The sequence below is a fragment of the Azospirillum sp. FG154 genome (genome assembly GCF_057809575.1).
Genome location: NZ_JBMDKF010000008.1, coordinates 82,337 through 96,320, shown reverse-complemented (window position 1 = coordinate 96,320; position 13,984 = coordinate 82,337). Strand labels below are relative to the sequence as shown.

Annotated in this window: 12 protein-coding genes and 1 pseudogene; 5 read left to right on the top strand and 8 right to left on the bottom strand. The window is 62.5% G+C overall.

What is annotated here, in order from left to right; all coding sequences use genetic code 11:
* Positions 1–112: 112 nt before the first annotated feature.
* The 7 genes and pseudogenes from ACODS4_RS11750 to ACODS4_RS11720 all read right to left on the bottom strand — a co-directional run bounded on the left by ACODS4_RS11750 (position 113) and on the right by ACODS4_RS11720 (position 6,365).
* Positions 113–1,255: a cytochrome-c peroxidase gene (locus ACODS4_RS11750; protein WP_488863786.1), complete on the bottom strand. Its 1,143-nt coding sequence runs from the start codon at positions 1,253–1,255 to the stop codon at positions 113–115.
* A 51-nt stretch (positions 1,256–1,306) separates the two neighbouring features.
* The gene (locus ACODS4_RS11745) at positions 1,307–1,735 is read right to left on the bottom strand and encodes a FixH family protein (protein WP_488863784.1); all 429 of its coding nucleotides are present in this window, start codon (positions 1,733–1,735) and stop codon (positions 1,307–1,309) included.
* Between the two features lie 338 nt (positions 1,736–2,073).
* Positions 2,074–2,235, bottom strand: a pseudogene (locus ACODS4_RS11740) (IS630 family transposase); the annotation flags it as partial.
* 76 nt (positions 2,236–2,311) lie between these two features.
* Entirely contained in the window at positions 2,312–2,698 is a 387-nt protein-coding gene (locus ACODS4_RS11735) for a TrbG/VirB9 family P-type conjugative transfer protein (RefSeq protein ID WP_488863782.1), read from the bottom strand.
* A 49-nt stretch (positions 2,699–2,747) separates the two neighbouring features.
* Entirely contained in the window at positions 2,748–3,851 is a 1,104-nt protein-coding gene (locus tag ACODS4_RS11730) for a cupin domain-containing protein (protein WP_488863780.1), read from the bottom strand.
* A 303-nt stretch (positions 3,852–4,154) separates the two neighbouring features.
* Positions 4,155–5,741, bottom strand: a complete 1,587-nt coding sequence (guaA, locus tag ACODS4_RS11725) for a glutamine-hydrolyzing GMP synthase (RefSeq protein ID WP_488863778.1) — start codon at positions 5,739–5,741, stop codon at positions 4,155–4,157.
* Positions 5,742–5,777: 36 nt separating this feature from the next.
* On the bottom strand, positions 5,778–6,365 hold the full coding sequence (locus ACODS4_RS11720; RefSeq protein WP_488863776.1) for a GNAT family N-acetyltransferase: 588 nt from the start codon (positions 6,363–6,365) through the stop codon (positions 5,778–5,780).
* Positions 6,366–6,594: 229 nt separating this feature from the next.
* On the opposite strand from ACODS4_RS11720, the gene lptG reads away from it, so the two are divergent.
* The 3 genes from lptG (at position 6,595) to pdxA (ending at position 10,262) form a co-directional block, all read left to right on the top strand.
* Positions 6,595–7,689 carry an LPS export ABC transporter permease LptG gene (gene lptG, locus ACODS4_RS11715; protein ID WP_488863774.1) on the top strand — a complete coding sequence of 365 codons (1,095 nt, stop codon included), beginning with the start codon at positions 6,595–6,597 and terminating at the stop codon, positions 7,687–7,689.
* Positions 7,690–7,791: 102 nt separating this feature from the next.
* Positions 7,792–9,243: a peptidylprolyl isomerase gene (locus ACODS4_RS11710; protein ID WP_488863772.1), complete on the top strand. Its 1,452-nt coding sequence runs from the start codon at positions 7,792–7,794 to the stop codon at positions 9,241–9,243.
* Complete coding sequence (gene pdxA, locus ACODS4_RS11705; RefSeq protein ID WP_488863770.1) at positions 9,243–10,262, top strand: 4-hydroxythreonine-4-phosphate dehydrogenase PdxA; 1,020 nt, start codon at positions 9,243–9,245, stop codon at positions 10,260–10,262. Before ACODS4_RS11710 ends, pdxA begins: the two co-directional genes overlap by 1 nt.
* Before the next feature lie 72 nt (positions 10,263–10,334).
* Here pdxA and ACODS4_RS11700 read toward each other — a convergent pair whose 3' ends face one another.
* The gene (locus ACODS4_RS11700) at positions 10,335–10,985 is read right to left on the bottom strand and encodes a LabA-like NYN domain-containing protein (RefSeq protein ID WP_488863768.1); all 651 of its coding nucleotides are present in this window, start codon (positions 10,983–10,985) and stop codon (positions 10,335–10,337) included.
* A gap of 232 nt (positions 10,986–11,217) precedes the next feature.
* Between ACODS4_RS11700 and rpoZ the strand changes: the two genes are divergently transcribed.
* Together rpoZ and ACODS4_RS11690 are read left to right on the top strand one after the other, a co-directional pair.
* The gene (gene rpoZ, locus ACODS4_RS11695; RefSeq protein ID WP_488863767.1) at positions 11,218–11,637 is read left to right on the top strand and encodes a DNA-directed RNA polymerase subunit omega; all 420 of its coding nucleotides are present in this window, start codon (positions 11,218–11,220) and stop codon (positions 11,635–11,637) included.
* 118 nt (positions 11,638–11,755) lie between these two features.
* On the top strand, positions 11,756–13,930 hold the full coding sequence (locus ACODS4_RS11690; protein WP_488863765.1) for a RelA/SpoT family protein: 2,175 nt from the start codon (positions 11,756–11,758) through the stop codon (positions 13,928–13,930).
* The last annotated feature ends 54 nt before the right edge of the window (positions 13,931–13,984 follow it).

The window sequence follows — 13,984 nt, the reverse complement described above, 5'->3', positions numbered from 1 at the left end:
ATGATGTGTGTGGCGCCACAGCGCGAACTGCTGCGCCACACCCAATCACCGCTTCAACGGCACAACCCCGGCATGGATCATGAGTGCCGTTGCATTCCCGATCCGACGCCGTTCATGGCATTTCTTTCGGTGGAACGTGGAGCGGGTTTCTTTCAACCACTCCGCCATCAAGTGCGCGCAGAAACGCCGTCAGTTGCGCCTGTTCTTCCAGGGTTAAACCCAACGGGCGCAGTTCGCTGCGCCCGCCCAGGGAAAGCGGCGCGGTGTTATAATGAGCGACCGCATCATCCAATGTCGCCAACTGCCCAGCGTGCATGAACGGTGTCCGATTTGCCACACCACGCAATGACGCCGTCCGGTAAGCGCGCACCAACGCTTCTCCCTTCTTTGTCATGAATCGCAGTTCGGAGCAGTCGCTTGGCGCAGCGTCGCTGTAACGCCCCAGACAGTTGAAAGGATCGTCCGCCACCACTGCAACCCCCACAGAGCGCCCTTCATCCAGCGGAAGGCCGTAAACCGGCAGCACGCCCGTGTTATGGAAGTGGCCGTCTGTCAAAAGGGGGCCATTGTGGCAATTGACGCAACCACCCTTTCCGAGAAACAGCTTTAGACCACCCTGCGCCCTCGCGTCCAAATGCCCATCACCATTTCCCCCCGCGAGCAGCGACTGGGCAAAACGGTCGAACCGCCCTTCGCTAGGAAGCAGACGCCGTTCATAGGCGGCGATCGCTTTGCCGATGTTGACAAATGTCCGGGTGATTCCTTCATCTGTCCCAAGATCAGGCGCTCCATCGAACACGCGAGTGTAGTCATTTGCATAGTGACGCGCCACCACGCCGACCAGTTCCTTGCGGTTGGAACCATGCTCCACCGGACTTTCAAGCGGGCCGAGCGCCTGCGACCACAGGCTGTCCTTGCGGCCATCCCAGAACAGCCACGGCAAATAGGCGACGCCCGCAAGCGGCATAGTCCGTCGCGGCGCCACGCCGACGCCTCGGGCCAGCGACAGATCATCCTGGAAACCACGGTCCGGTTTGTGGCAACTTGCGCAGGAGACGGTGCCGTTGGCGCTCAAGCGCGTGTCAAAAAAAAGCTTACGGCCAAGCTCTGCGGCCATGGGGTCGTCGGCCCAACGGTTTGAAGGATCCGTTGGCGCGGGGGGCAAACTGGACAGCGACAGCGAACGGATCGTGGCCAGTTCTGCGTCGTTCCAGCGGATTGGGTCCGCTGCGCCGGCCACGCCGACGGCGTACATCAGACCGGTCGCAACAGCTATGGTGAAACCTCTAACCTTCATAGAAGCCCCTCATAGGGAAAGGTTGAAGGTGACGGTGTCGTGACCGGCGGCGGCTTCAATATCCAGGCTCACCTCCCACCAGCCGGGCATGGTGAACTTCAGTCCCTCAATCAGATAACGCCCATGACCCAACTCTTTTGTCATACGCGGCTCCGTTGGCAACCCATGCCCATGCTGCGGCATGCCACCCGACACCGACAACCGCGCGTTTTCAACCGGTTGGCCGTCAGGCCGCGTCAGGTCGATGGTCCATGCGTGAATTACCCGCTGGGGGGGCGGCTGGATCTCAGATTGATAGGTCGCGCGGTACAAGGCCTTCATGGTGATGCGACTGTTGGAAAGGTCAATGTCGTCAGATGCCTGCATGCAGGCGGTCAGCGTCAGCGCAGCGGAAAGCAAAAGACTGACCACATGTCGGTTCGGGAATGGGAAGGCCATCGTCGTCTCCGTTTTGGGGTAAGCTGCGGCATCTCCACATCAAGCACGGATTTGCCAAGTCTTTCCTGTTCCAGGGCTGCCCCTGGCTCATCCGTTCAACCAGTCAACGCTCAAAGCGATGCTCTGTTTTGGGAGTAGACACCTCTCAATAATGGAACAAACCAGTGGAGCAAACATCCGTCGATGAAAAAGACAAATAACAATCATTTCCGGCCATAACCTCGGCGGCAGAAAAAATAAAACAAAACACCAAAGGGCAAAAAATATTTTCAGAACAATATAACGCTCATGGATATTATTTATTTCAAATAAATCATGCATCATTTCACCTTTTATTATTTCAACCGGTCGAACTGGCCCGACACCCCTTCCGCGTTGCAGCGCCGTACCGCCTCCCGCAGCGCTTGGCGCTCCATTCCGGCCAAACGCGCAGCCTCCGCACGGTCCAGCCCATCCAGGGCGTTGGCGATGGCATACGCCCGAGCCGCAGCACGGCCATCATGCTTATCAACGTCGCCGCGAGAACCTGGCGGCGCTTGACCAGACCGTCACCGACTTTCCCGTGTGGTTCTTCCATCAGACTCGTGAATGCCGCCTGTTTTGTTGTCGGGCCTCCGCCTCCTTGTTCGCACGGCGCAGGGCGATGAGCTGATCCTCGGGATACTGCCAGGACACCGAGGCCATGTAGGTGGCGGCGGTGGCGCGCAGCTCCAGATGGCAGGTGCGGCGGTCGGTGTTGATGACGAGGTTGGTCTGGATGTCGCGCCGTGTCGGCTTGACCAGGATGTGGAGTCTCGTCGCGGCCCCGGCGCCGCTCTCGGCGTCGCCGATGATCCAGCGCACGGTGTCGCCGACGGCGGTCGGACCGGTTCCCGCCAACCGCTCTCCCTCCTGCAAGGCGATGTCGGTGATCCGCCCGGGGGCAGTTCCTCGTGTCGCCAGGGGGCAGTTCGGGCAGGGCAATCGCTTGAACGAAGAGATCGGGAATGTCTGACAAGATCTGACACGGATTTCACGGCTTTCCGCCAAAGAGCGAAGCTTTCGACGCTATGGGCCTTGGCCCAAGGAAGACGTCCGTGAAATCCGTGTCGAAATTTGTCTCGGGATCGCCAACAGCGTGTTCAAGCGATTGCCCTGGCAGTTGGGGATGTCGCTTGACATCATCAAGGCAGAAGTAGTTCGCCGGACCACGAAATTCGACGCCATAGCGCTCCGCGACTTGCAGCAATTGCGCCATGTCGTCCGGAATCCGCAGTGGCTGCGCGGCGACTTCGATGAAGAATTCCTCGAAGCCGCCCGGTGTTAAGATGGTAAGGTTGCGCCCAGGAGTTGCCCCGACAACCCGAAACGCATGCGGCACACGGCGTGGCAGAAAGATCGATTGGCCCGGGGCGAACGGGACGACTTCGCCATCCAGCCAGAACTCGTAGTCTCCTTCGATCACATGGATCACTTCGTCCTCGGCGGCCTGCGCCACGCTGCGGGCCAAACGGTCGAAGACGGCGACCCGGGCGTACTCTCGGACCAAGTCGGTCAGCCGACTGCGATAGGTGCAGGCTTGGTAGGCGGCGAGCGTGGCGGCGGGGAAAAGGGCACGATCCTTTGGCGTGAATGTGCCGATCGAGGAGGGACCGACGCCATCGGCCGGGTTGTCCACCGTCTTGCCGTGGAGGATCGCGAAGCCGTAGATCTGCTTCAGAATATCGCGCACATGGATCGCCGTTGCCGGGGCTCCGCGTTCGACGATCTTTGCGCACAGGGCACGAAGATCGTCGGGCGTGATCTCGGTCAGCAGTCGGTTCCGCCACACAGGCAGAGGTTCGCGCTCGAAAATTGAGCGGCGCATGGCCCGGGCGCCGCCGACCATCGGCGCGCTGGTGTGCCGCTTCTCCCCGAACGCGCCGAAGCTCTTGGCCTCTTTGAGGCGGCGTTTTTTCCTCTGCTTTTCGATGGCGGGTGAGCGACCGTCATTGACCGCCCGCCGCGCGTCCAAGCAGAGCTCGCGAGCCCGAGCGAGCGAGATCCCGTCCCAACCATACGTGCCGAGATAGACCGCTTCGCGCCGACTGTTCAACTGGTGGTTGATTCTGAACGACGCCGTACCCGACGGGTCCACGCGGACTTACGTGCCGTCCCTGTCGGTGATCTTGTAGGTCTTCTCTTTGGGTTTCAGTGCCTTGGTCGCCGCATCGGTCAGCATCCCGTGTCACCTCTCAAAAAGCACCGTCAGGAGCCGTGTTTCTCCTGACGGTGCTTTTGATTTTCGCGATCATCGATATGGGCAAGGGCCGTCAACCGGTCCGTCAGGCGTGATCGCCGCCCACCGACAGTCATCGATAGGCGATAGCAGAAAGTTTTCTTTATCAGTTGGTTAAGGCGTATTCTGGTGTGGTTTCGGATACCCTCGGACCGGCGTGAATCATTCCCACTCGATGGTCCCCGGCGGCTTGGACGTGATGTCGTAGACCACCCGGTTGACGCCGCGCACCTCGTTGACGATGCGGTTGGAGACGCGGGCCAGGAACTCGTGCGGGAAATGGTACCAATCGGCGGTCATGCCGTCGGTGGACGTCACCGCGCGCAGCGCCAGCGCATGGTCATAGGTGCGGCCATCGCCCATCACGCCGACGGTGCGCACCGGCAACAGCACGGCGAAGGCCTGCCAGATTGCGTCGTACAGACCGGCGTTGCGGATTTCCTCCAGATAGACCGTGTCGGCCTTGCGCAGGATTTCCAGCTTTTCCGGGGTGATGTCGCCGGGGATGCGGATCGCCAGACCAGGGCCGGGGAAGGGGTGGCGGCCGATGAAGGATTGCGGCAGGCCAAGCTCGCGGCCCAGCGCCCGGACCTCGTCCTTGAACAATTCGCGCAGCGGCTCGACCAGCTTCAGCTTCATGCGGTCGGGCAGGCCGCCGACATTGTGGTGCGACTTAATGGTGACGGACGGGCCGCCGGTGAAGGAGACGCTTTCGATCACGTCGGGGTACAGGGTGCCCTGCGCCAGGAACTCCGCGCCGCCGATCTTGTGGCTTTCCTCGTCGAACACGTCGATGAACAGGCCGCCGATGATCTTGCGCTTCTGCTCCGGGTCGGTGACGCCCGCCAGCTTGCCCAGGAACATGTCGGACGCGTTCCGGTGGATCAGCGGGATGTTGTAATGGTCGCGGAACAGGGTCACGACCTCGTCGGCCTCACCCGCCCGCATCAGGCCGGTGTCGACGAAGATGCAGGTCAGTTGCGCGCCGATGGCCTCGTGAATCAGCACCGCCGCGACCGACGAATCGACGCCGCCGGACAGGCCGCAAATCACCTTGCCGTCGCCGACCTGGGCGCGGATCTTGGCGATGGCCTGCTGTTTGAAGGCGGCCATCGTCCAATCGCCCTTCAGCCCGGCGACGCCATGGACGAAATTCGCCAGAAGCTGCGCGCCGTGCGGGGTGTGGACGACCTCCGGGTGGAACTGCACGCCGTAAAGGCGGCGGTCGTCGTCGGCGATGGCGGCGAAGGGCGCGCCGTCGCTGACCGCGACCACGCGGAAGCCGGGCGGGATCGCGGTGACGCGGTCGCCATGGCTCATCCACACCTGCTCGCGCGAACCGACGGCCCACAGCCCCTCGAACAGGGCGCAGTTCTCGGTGATCTCGATGAAGGCGCGCCCGAACTCGCGATGGTCGGAACCGGAGACGTTTCCGCCCAACTGCTGGCACATCGTCTGCTGGCCATAGCAAATGCCGAGAACGGGCACGCCAAGGTCAAACACGGCCTGCGGGGCGCGCGGGCCATTCTCTTCGGTGACGGAGGCCGGGCTGCCGGACAGGATCACCGCCTTTGGGCCATAGGCGTGGATCGTCTCCGCGCTCATGCTGAAGGGGTGGATCTCGCAATAGACCCCAGTCTCGCGCACACGGCGCGCGATCAACTGGGTCACTTGCGATCCGAAATCGAGAATAAGAACGCGCTCGTTGGAAAGCGGGGCGTTGGACGGAGAGGCTGCGGCGGTCGACATCGACGAATCCTGATGCGGGGGACTCAAGGCCTGTGTCTACCGCAACTCCGGCCCTGCGGACAAGCGCGCAAGCGGGGCAAGATCGCGCCAGCCATAGGCGACCTCCAGCAAAGACGCCCCGGCGAAGCGGATTGGCCGCTCGGCGACGCGGACGCCGCCCAACCGTTCGTAGAACCAGCGCGACGGGTTGTCGCTCAGGCACCACACGGCGGCGGAACCGACGTTGGCGGCCAGCATCCGTTCGGCCATCGCCGCCATCAACCGCCGGCCAATGCCCAGCCCCTTGGCTTCGTCCAGCAGATAGAGCGCGTGGAATTCGCCCGCGTAATCCTGCATCGCCGTCCGCCACGCGCCGAAGGAGGCGATGCCGACGACGCTTCCCGGCGTCCGATCCGGGCTGAGATGGCCGGTGGCGTCCACCGCGACGATGGCGCCACGGCCGGGGCCGCGCGCTTCGGCCACCGCCCGCCAGCGGGCCGCCGCCGCCGGTTCCGACAGGCCGACCAGAAAGGAATCGGGGATCAAGCCCGGGTAGGTGGAGCGCCAACTTTGAACATGAACGCGGGCGATGCCCGCCGCGTCGGCGGCGTGAGCCTCCCGGATTGCGACCGTCGTTTCCGTCATCGACCGTCCTCCGAACCATCTCTTCGGTAAGGGTCAGTCTGAACCATGGGCCGGGGAAGTCCAGTTGGAAAAGAGGTTTGGGCGGATGGGCGCGCATTGACCAAGGTTGTTTTGGCGGCGCAACACGGGTACACAGCGCAGACGGAGCATCGCGGGCCAACCAGCCCGTCGCGTTTGTTCGTGTTCTGCCCGGTCCCGTGCGCCGGGTGGCCCCGGAGGCCGGATTTCCATGTACTCCTCGCCCACGCTGTCCCGCTACATCGGCCGCCAGTTTGTCATCTGGTTCTGCCTGCTGATGGTGATTCTGCTGTCCATCGTGCTGCTGCTCGACGTTGTCGAGTTGTTGCGACGCGCGGGGACCAAGCCGCACGTCACCTTTGGGTTGGTGGTGCAGATGGCGTTCCTGAAACTGCCGGAGATCGGGCAGCAGATCTTTCCGTTCGTCATCCTGTTCGCCGGAATGTTCACCTTCTGGCGGTTGACGCGCAGCGCCGAACTGGTGGTGGCGCGGGCCGTCGGGGTGTCGGCTTGGCAGTTTCTGATGCCGGTGTTGATCGCGGCGGCGGCCATCGGCGTGGTCAAGGTGACGATCATCAATCCGGTCGGGGCCGTGTTCATCGCCAAATACGATCAACTGCAAGATCGATATCTGAAGATGAAATCAAGTTCGTTGAACATATCGCGCAACGGTCTTTGGCTAAGGCAAAATAACTCTGGAGAACAATTCTTCATACATGCTGATTTTGTCAATCCGTCGACGTTTGACCTGACGAATGTCATTGTTTTCTTGTTTGATCCCGATCAAAATTATCTAGGTCGATTGGATTCGTTGAACGCAAACCTGAAAGACCGCAAGTGGGTGTTGCAGGACGCCGTTTTGAGCCGTCCCAAAAAGGATCCAGAGAAACACGCGACCTACGCCATTCCAACCGAACTGGACATGGCGACGATTGAGGAAAGCTTTTCGCCGCCGGAAACCATTTCCTTTTGGGATCTGCCGCGTTTCATCCACACGCTGGAAACCACCGGCTTTCCGGCGGTGCGCCATCGTCTGCATTACCAATCCCTGCTGTCGCAACCGTTCCTGTTTCTGGCCATGGTCTTGTTCGCCGCCGTCTTTTCGCTGCGGATGCCGCGTCGCGGCGGCACGATGACGATGGTGACGGGCGGTGTTCTGACGGGTTTCGTGCTGTTCGTCATGACCGACGTCGTCCGCACCTTCGGCATGTCGGAAACCATTCCGGTCATCATGGCGGCCTGGAGTCCGGCGGGAATCAGCCTGCTTCTCGGCACGGCGTTGCTGCTGCATCTTGAGGATGGTTGAGGATGGAGGACGGTTCGCCGCGTCGGTCGGCTGTAGGATTCCGTTTACACGACACCTAGCCCGCCGTATGAACGGGCAACCTGTTTTGGGAGCTGGAGCACCATGCCGAGTTTGCGTTCCGTCCGGTCGGCCTTCGCCGTTGCGACCGCCTGCGTCGCCCTGGCCCTTCCCGCCACGGCGCAGACGTCGAAGGGCGCCAGTCACGCTGGCAAGGTCCAGAGCGGTTCCTCAACGACGAGCGGCGAGCGGATCGCCGCCATTGTGAACGAGGAGGCGATTTCCGTTTCGGACGTCAGCGCCCGGATTCGTCTGGCGTTGCTCAACACCGGCAGCCAGGAAAGCCCGGAGGTTCGGCAGCGTCTGGCTCCGCAGGTGGTGCGCCAGCTCATCGACGAGCGCTTGCAGCTTCAGGAAGCCAAGAAAAACGGCGTCACGGTTTCCCAGTCGGACATTGACGAGGCGATCAAGCGGATCGCGGAACAGAACCATATGGGGCGTTCCCAGCTTGACGGATTGCTGAAAAGCCACGGGATTCCGCAATCCGCGCTTGTCGAGCAGGTGCGCGCCCTGGTGGCTTGGCAGCGTGTGATGCAGCGTCGCATCCGTCAGGAAATCACCATCAGCGACGACGAGATCGACGCGGCGATGGCGCGGATCAAGGCCAACATCGGCAAACCGGAATATCTGGTGGCCGAAATTTTCCTGGCCGTGGACAGCCCCGATCAGGATGGCGAAGTGCGGCGTTCCGCTGAACGTCTGGTCGAAGAAATTCGGCGCGGCGGCAATTTCCCGGCGTTGGCCCGGCAGTTCTCGCAGTCCGCCGGGGCGGCGTCCGGCGGCGATCTGGGATGGGTCCGCACCGGGGAATCGTCGGCGGAGGTGGACAAGGCGCTGTCGGGGATGCGGGCAGGGCAGCTTTCCCCGCCGATTCGCACGGCGACCGGCTATCATATCCTGTTGGTGCGCGGCCAACGCGCTTTCGGCAGCAGCGGCGGCGAGGAAATGGCGCCGCCGCCTCGGCAGGCTCCGCGTCAGCAACCGCGCCCGAACATCGCCAAAGCCACGGTCAACATGAAGCAGATCGTGATTCCCATCGAGTCGAAAGAGGCGGCGAAGGGAGTCAAGGATCAGGCCGAGGCCCTGCGCAAATCCATCAAGAGCTGCGGCGATTTCGAGGCCAAGGCCAAGGCGAGCGGCGTGCCGGAATCGGGCGACATGGGAACCTTGAAGGTCAAGGATCTGCCGCAAGGGCTGCAACAATTGGCCGTTGGCATTCCGCTGGGCCAACCCAGCCCGGTTCTGATGAGCCAAGCCGCCGCCGTGATTTTGATCGTCTGCAAGCGTGACGTTCCGATGATCGAACCGCCGCCCGAGGCTCAGCCCAAGCCGGTGGAGGCGCCGCCGCCGCCGCGCTCCAAGGAGGTCAAGATGCCGGGCCGGGACGAGATCGAACGGGAACTGGTTGGCGAGCGCGCGGATCTGCTGGCCCGCCGCTACCTGCGTGATTTGCGCCGGTCGGCCTTCATCGACTTGCGCGGCGAGGCGCGGAGCTGATGCCCGCCCCGTCAAACCGTCTGCCGCTGGCCGTCACCATGGGCGAGCCGGCGGGGGTTGGCGGGGACATCGCGTTGAAGATTTGGGTGGAACGCCGGACGTCCGACGTTCCACCCTTTTTTCTGATTGATTCGCCGGACCGGCTGTCGGCTTTGGCCGCGCGGCTGGGGCTGAATGTTCCGTTGCGGTTGATCGCGTCAGCGGCGGAGGCGGTTGCTTGCTTTGACGGCGCTCTGCCGGTGCTTGCGGTGGAATTGTCGGCTCCGGTGGTCGCCGGGCGTCCCGATCCGGCCAATGGGGCGGCGGTGATCGCCAGCATCGATCGGGCGGTGGCGCTGGTCCAGGCGGGGGAGGCCGCCGCCGTCGTCACCAACCCCATTCAGAAATCCTCACTCTACGCCGCTGGATTCCGCCACCCCGGCCACACCGAGTATCTCGCCCATCTCGCCGGTCTGACGGACGAGCCGATCATGATGTTGGCCTCGGCGGACTTGCGGGTGATTCCCGTCACCATCCATGTTTCGTTGCGCGACGCGGTCAACCAACTGTCAACCGCCGCCATTGTCCACGCTGGGCGGGTTGTGGCGGCGGCCTTGACACGGGATTTCGGCATCGCCCAACCGCGTTTGGCGGTGGCCGGGCTGAATCCGCACGCTGGCGAGGGCGGGGCGATGGGACGGGAGGAGATCGAGATCATTGCTCCCGCCATTGAGGCGCTGCGGGCGGAGGGGATTGCGGCGTTCGGGCCGCGCCCGTCCGACACGCTGTTCCACGCGGCGGCGCGGTCGGGGTTTGACGCCGCGCTGTGCATGTATCACGACCAGGCGCTGATTCCGCTGAAGACCATTGATTTCGACAGCGGCGTCAACATCACGCTGGGGCTGCCCTTTGTGCGGACCTCGCCCGATCATGGCACGGCCTTGGACATTGCCGGGACGGGCAAGGCCAGCGCGGTCAGTCTGTTGGCGGCGCTGAAAACCGCCGACGAGATGGCGCGGAATCGTCGTGGGCTGAACTGACAGCCAACCGCTGAAGCATTTCAAAGGATAAAGAGTGTGGCGGAGGCGTCAAACGTCTCCGCCACCGTGTTCTTAGCCGCGCTCGTCCGGGTCGTACAGCGTCGGACCGCTCTGCGGGCTTTGAGACTCGTGATAGTTGGCGGGCGTTTCGCGGTGATGGTGCGCGCGGGCGATGAAGGGCGCCAGGTCTTGCAACTCAATGAAGTTGTCGGCTTGTCGGCGCAACTCATCGGCGACCATCGGCGGCTGTGAGCGAACCGTGCTGATGACGCTGACGCGCACGCCCTTGCGTTGAACCGCTTCGACCAGACGGCGGAAATCGCCGTCACCGGAGAACAGCAGAATGTGATCGAGATGCTCGGCCATCTCCATGACGTCGATGGCCAGCTCGATGTCCATGTTTCCCTTGATCTTTCGGCGACCGGACGCGTCGGTGAACTCTTTGGTCGGCTTCGTGACCATGGTGTAGCCGTTGTAGTCCAGCCAATCGACCAAGGGACGAATCGGCGAGTATTCCTGATCTTCCACCAACGCCGTGTAGTAGAAGGCGCGCATCAGGCGCCCCTCTCCAGCGAAACCGTCGCGCAACCTCTTGTAGTCAATGTCGAACCCCAATGAGCGTGCGGCGGCGTACAGATTGGCTCCGTCAATGAAAAGGGCGAGGCGCTCCTCTTTATAAAACAACTTGCTGACGTCGCGCGGCAAAGTCGTGCTACGATCCAATGTCTTAATCCTTTCGGGATAGCTTCGAGTATATGATACGGATATCGACAATTTCGGTATTCCAGCACCCAAATTAGTGTATGCGAGGCCGCCAAACAAGGGGCAGAGACTCTGATACGGCAGTCGGCGGCAAAGACCGGCGCGTTTTTTGGATAATTTCGGATCGCGCTTGCGTCGCCCGGATCGCATCAATATAGTCAAGAACCTCCTTTAGAGCCGGAGTTCGTTTGGCATGGCCCGCGTTACCGTTGAAGATTGCGTCCTGAAGGTTTCCAACCGTTTTGAGCTGGTCATGATGGCCGCTCAACGCGCCCGCGAGGTGGCGTCCGGCGCCCCTCTGTCGATTGAGCGCGACAACGACAAGAACCCGGTCGTGGCGCTGCGCGAGATCGCCGATGAAACGGTGTCGCTTGAGTATCTCAAGAACGCGCTCATCAAGGGCCACCAGAAGCACGTCGAACCCGACGAGCCGGAAGAGGAAATCGTTGAGCTGATGGCCGGCGAAAACGACTGGGCCGCGCGCGGCGCCAACATGGGCGACGAAGACGGCATGAGCGAAACCGATGGCGAGGATGAGGACGGCGCGGCTGACCTCGACGCCGAGCCGGACGCCGGTCTGTCCCTGGCCGAGGATGGCGACGGAGATCTCTGATCCTGACCAACGACCATTGGGCCTGCGTTAGGGCGGGGGGCGCTTTACCCCCCTTCGGTTCACAGTCCTCCATCGGTTCACTCCATACCGAGGCGCCACGCGCGCCGGGTCGGGCGTCATGATCCGGCAGTATGAACTTGTTGAGCGCGTCAAGGCGTATGATCCCTCGGCGGACGAGGATCTTCTGAACCGCGCCTATGTCTATTCGATGAAGGCCCACGGGTCGCAGACTCGCGCCTCCGGCGACCCGTATTTCCTGCACCCGTTGGAGGTTGCGGGGATCCTGACTCAGATGAAGCTGGACGCGGGCACCATCGCCACCGCGTTGCTTCACGACACGGTCGAGGACACGGTCGCCACGCTGGACGACATCGAACGGGTCTTCGGCAAGGAAATCGCTCGGCTGGTCGATGGCGTCACCAAGCTGTCGCGCCTGGAGTTGCACAGCGAGCAGGCCAAGCAGGCGGAGAATTTCCGCAAGCTGGTTCTGGCGATGTCGGAGGACATCCGCGTGCTGCTGGTCAAGCTGGCCGACCGGCTGCACAACATGCGCACGCTGTTCCACCTGAAAAAGCCGGAAAAGCGCAAACGCATCGCGCGCGAAACCATTGAAATCTACTCGCCCTTGGCCGAACGCATCGGCATGCACAAGATCAAGGACGAGTTGGACGATCTGGCCTTCGCCGAACTCAACCCCGACGCCCGCGACAGCATCCTCGCCCAGCTCGCCCGCCTGCGGGATGAGGGGCAGAGCCGCGTCCAGACCATCATCACCGAGTTGCAGGAACGGCTGGTCGCCGAGGGCATTCCCGCCGCGACGGTGACGGGGCGGGAGAAATCCGCCTATTCGATCTGGCGCAAGCTGCAACGCAAAAACGTCAGTTTCGAGCAGCTCTCCGACATCATGGCGTTCCGCATCACCGTCGGGACGTTGCAGGAATGTTATCAGGCGCTGGGCATCGTCCACGCCCATTACCCGCTGATGCCGGGCCGCTTCAAGGATTACATCTCGACGCCGAAGCCCAACGGCTACCGCAGCTTGCACACCGGCGTGATCGGTCCTGGCCGCAACCGGATCGAGGTGCAGATCCGCACCCGCGACATGCACGAGATCGCCGAATTGGGCGTCGCCGCCCATTGGGCCTACAAGCAGGATCACCAGCCGAGCACCACCGGCGGCGAATACCGCTGGCTGCGCGAGTTGCTGGAGATTCTGGAGCACGCGCAAAAACCCGAAGAGTTCCTGGAGCACACCAAGCTCGAACTGTTCCAGGAGCAGGTGTTCTGCTTCACGCCGAAGGGTGATTTGATCGCGTTGCCGCGTGGGGCGACTCCGGTCGATTTCGCCTACGCCGTCCATTCGCAGGTCGGCGATCATTGCGTCGGGGCCAAAATCAACGGGCGGATGTTGCCGCTGCGCACCGTTCTGCAAAACGGCGATCAGGTCGACATCGTCACCTCGAAGGCGCAGACGCCGGTTCCTGGTTGGGAGCGCTTCGTCGTCACCGGCAAGGCCCGCGCCCGCATCCGCAAGTTCCTGCGCACCCAGCAGCGCTCCCAGTACATCGAGCTTGGACGCGGCATGCTGATGCGGCAGTTCAAGGCGGAAGGCTACGAGTTCAGCGAAAAGGCGCTCGACAACGTCATCAAGATCTTCCAGCAGCCGACGGCGGACGATCTGATGGCCGGGGTCGGATCCGGCCTGCATTCGGTGCGCGAGGTCTTCCACGCGGTTTTCCCCGGACACAAGGCGCAAGCGGCCCCGGCGACGCTGCGCGAGTTGGACGACAAGACCACAAACATCGTCAAGCTCAAGCCGAAGCCCAGCGGCAAACAGCCGCCGATGCCCATCCGGGGGCTGATTCCCGGCATGGCGGTGCATTACGCCCGCTGCTGCCACCCGCTGCCCGGCGACCGCATCGTCGGCATCGTCACCACCGGCAAGGGCGTGACGATCCACACCATCGATTGCGAAACGCTGGAAAGCTTCCACGAATCGCCGGAACGCTGGATCGACGTGTCGTGGGAAACCGGCCCGGATTCGCCCGAGGAGCATGTCGGGCGGCTGATGGTGTCGATCAGCAACGAACAAGGTTCGCTCGGCACGCTGTTCACCGTGATCGGCAAGAATCAAGGCAACGTGATTCACCAGAAGATCACCAACCGCACCGCCGATTATTTCGATCTGCTGATCGACATCGACGTCAAGGACGCCAAGCATCTGACCAACATCATGGCGGCCCTGCGGGCGACCCCGGCGATTCATTCGGTGGAACGCGCGCGCGGGCGGTGAGTCCAAGGCCCGTTTTGGCGCTCCTTTACGGCGGGAATGGGCGAAATCTCCGCA

What these genes read in the sequence shown, in the direction of transcription:
- ACODS4_RS11745 (WP_488863784.1), bottom strand. Translation starts at nt 1,735, where the DNA reads ATGGCCTTCCCATTCCCGAACCGACATGTGGTCAGTCTTTTGCTTTCC.
- pdxA (WP_488863770.1), top strand. Translation starts at nt 9,243, where the DNA reads ATGCCCGCCCCGTCAAACCGTCTGCCGCTGGCCGTCACCATGGGCGAG.
- ACODS4_RS11690 (WP_488863765.1), top strand. Translation starts at nt 11,756, where the DNA reads ATGATCCGGCAGTATGAACTTGTTGAGCGCGTCAAGGCGTATGATCCC.
- ACODS4_RS11720 (WP_488863776.1), bottom strand. Translation starts at nt 6,365, where the DNA reads ATGACGGAAACGACGGTCGCAATCCGGGAGGCTCACGCCGCCGACGCG.
- lptG (WP_488863774.1), top strand. Translation starts at nt 6,595, where the DNA reads ATGTACTCCTCGCCCACGCTGTCCCGCTACATCGGCCGCCAGTTTGTC.
- guaA (WP_488863778.1), bottom strand. Translation starts at nt 5,741, where the DNA reads ATGTCGACCGCCGCAGCCTCTCCGTCCAACGCCCCGCTTTCCAACGAG.
- rpoZ (WP_488863767.1), top strand. Translation starts at nt 11,218, where the DNA reads ATGGCCCGCGTTACCGTTGAAGATTGCGTCCTGAAGGTTTCCAACCGT.
- ACODS4_RS11750 (WP_488863786.1), bottom strand. Translation starts at nt 1,255, where the DNA reads ATGTACGCCGTCGGCGTGGCCGGCGCAGCGGACCCAATCCGCTGGAAC.
- ACODS4_RS11710 (WP_488863772.1), top strand. Translation starts at nt 7,792, where the DNA reads ATGCCGAGTTTGCGTTCCGTCCGGTCGGCCTTCGCCGTTGCGACCGCC.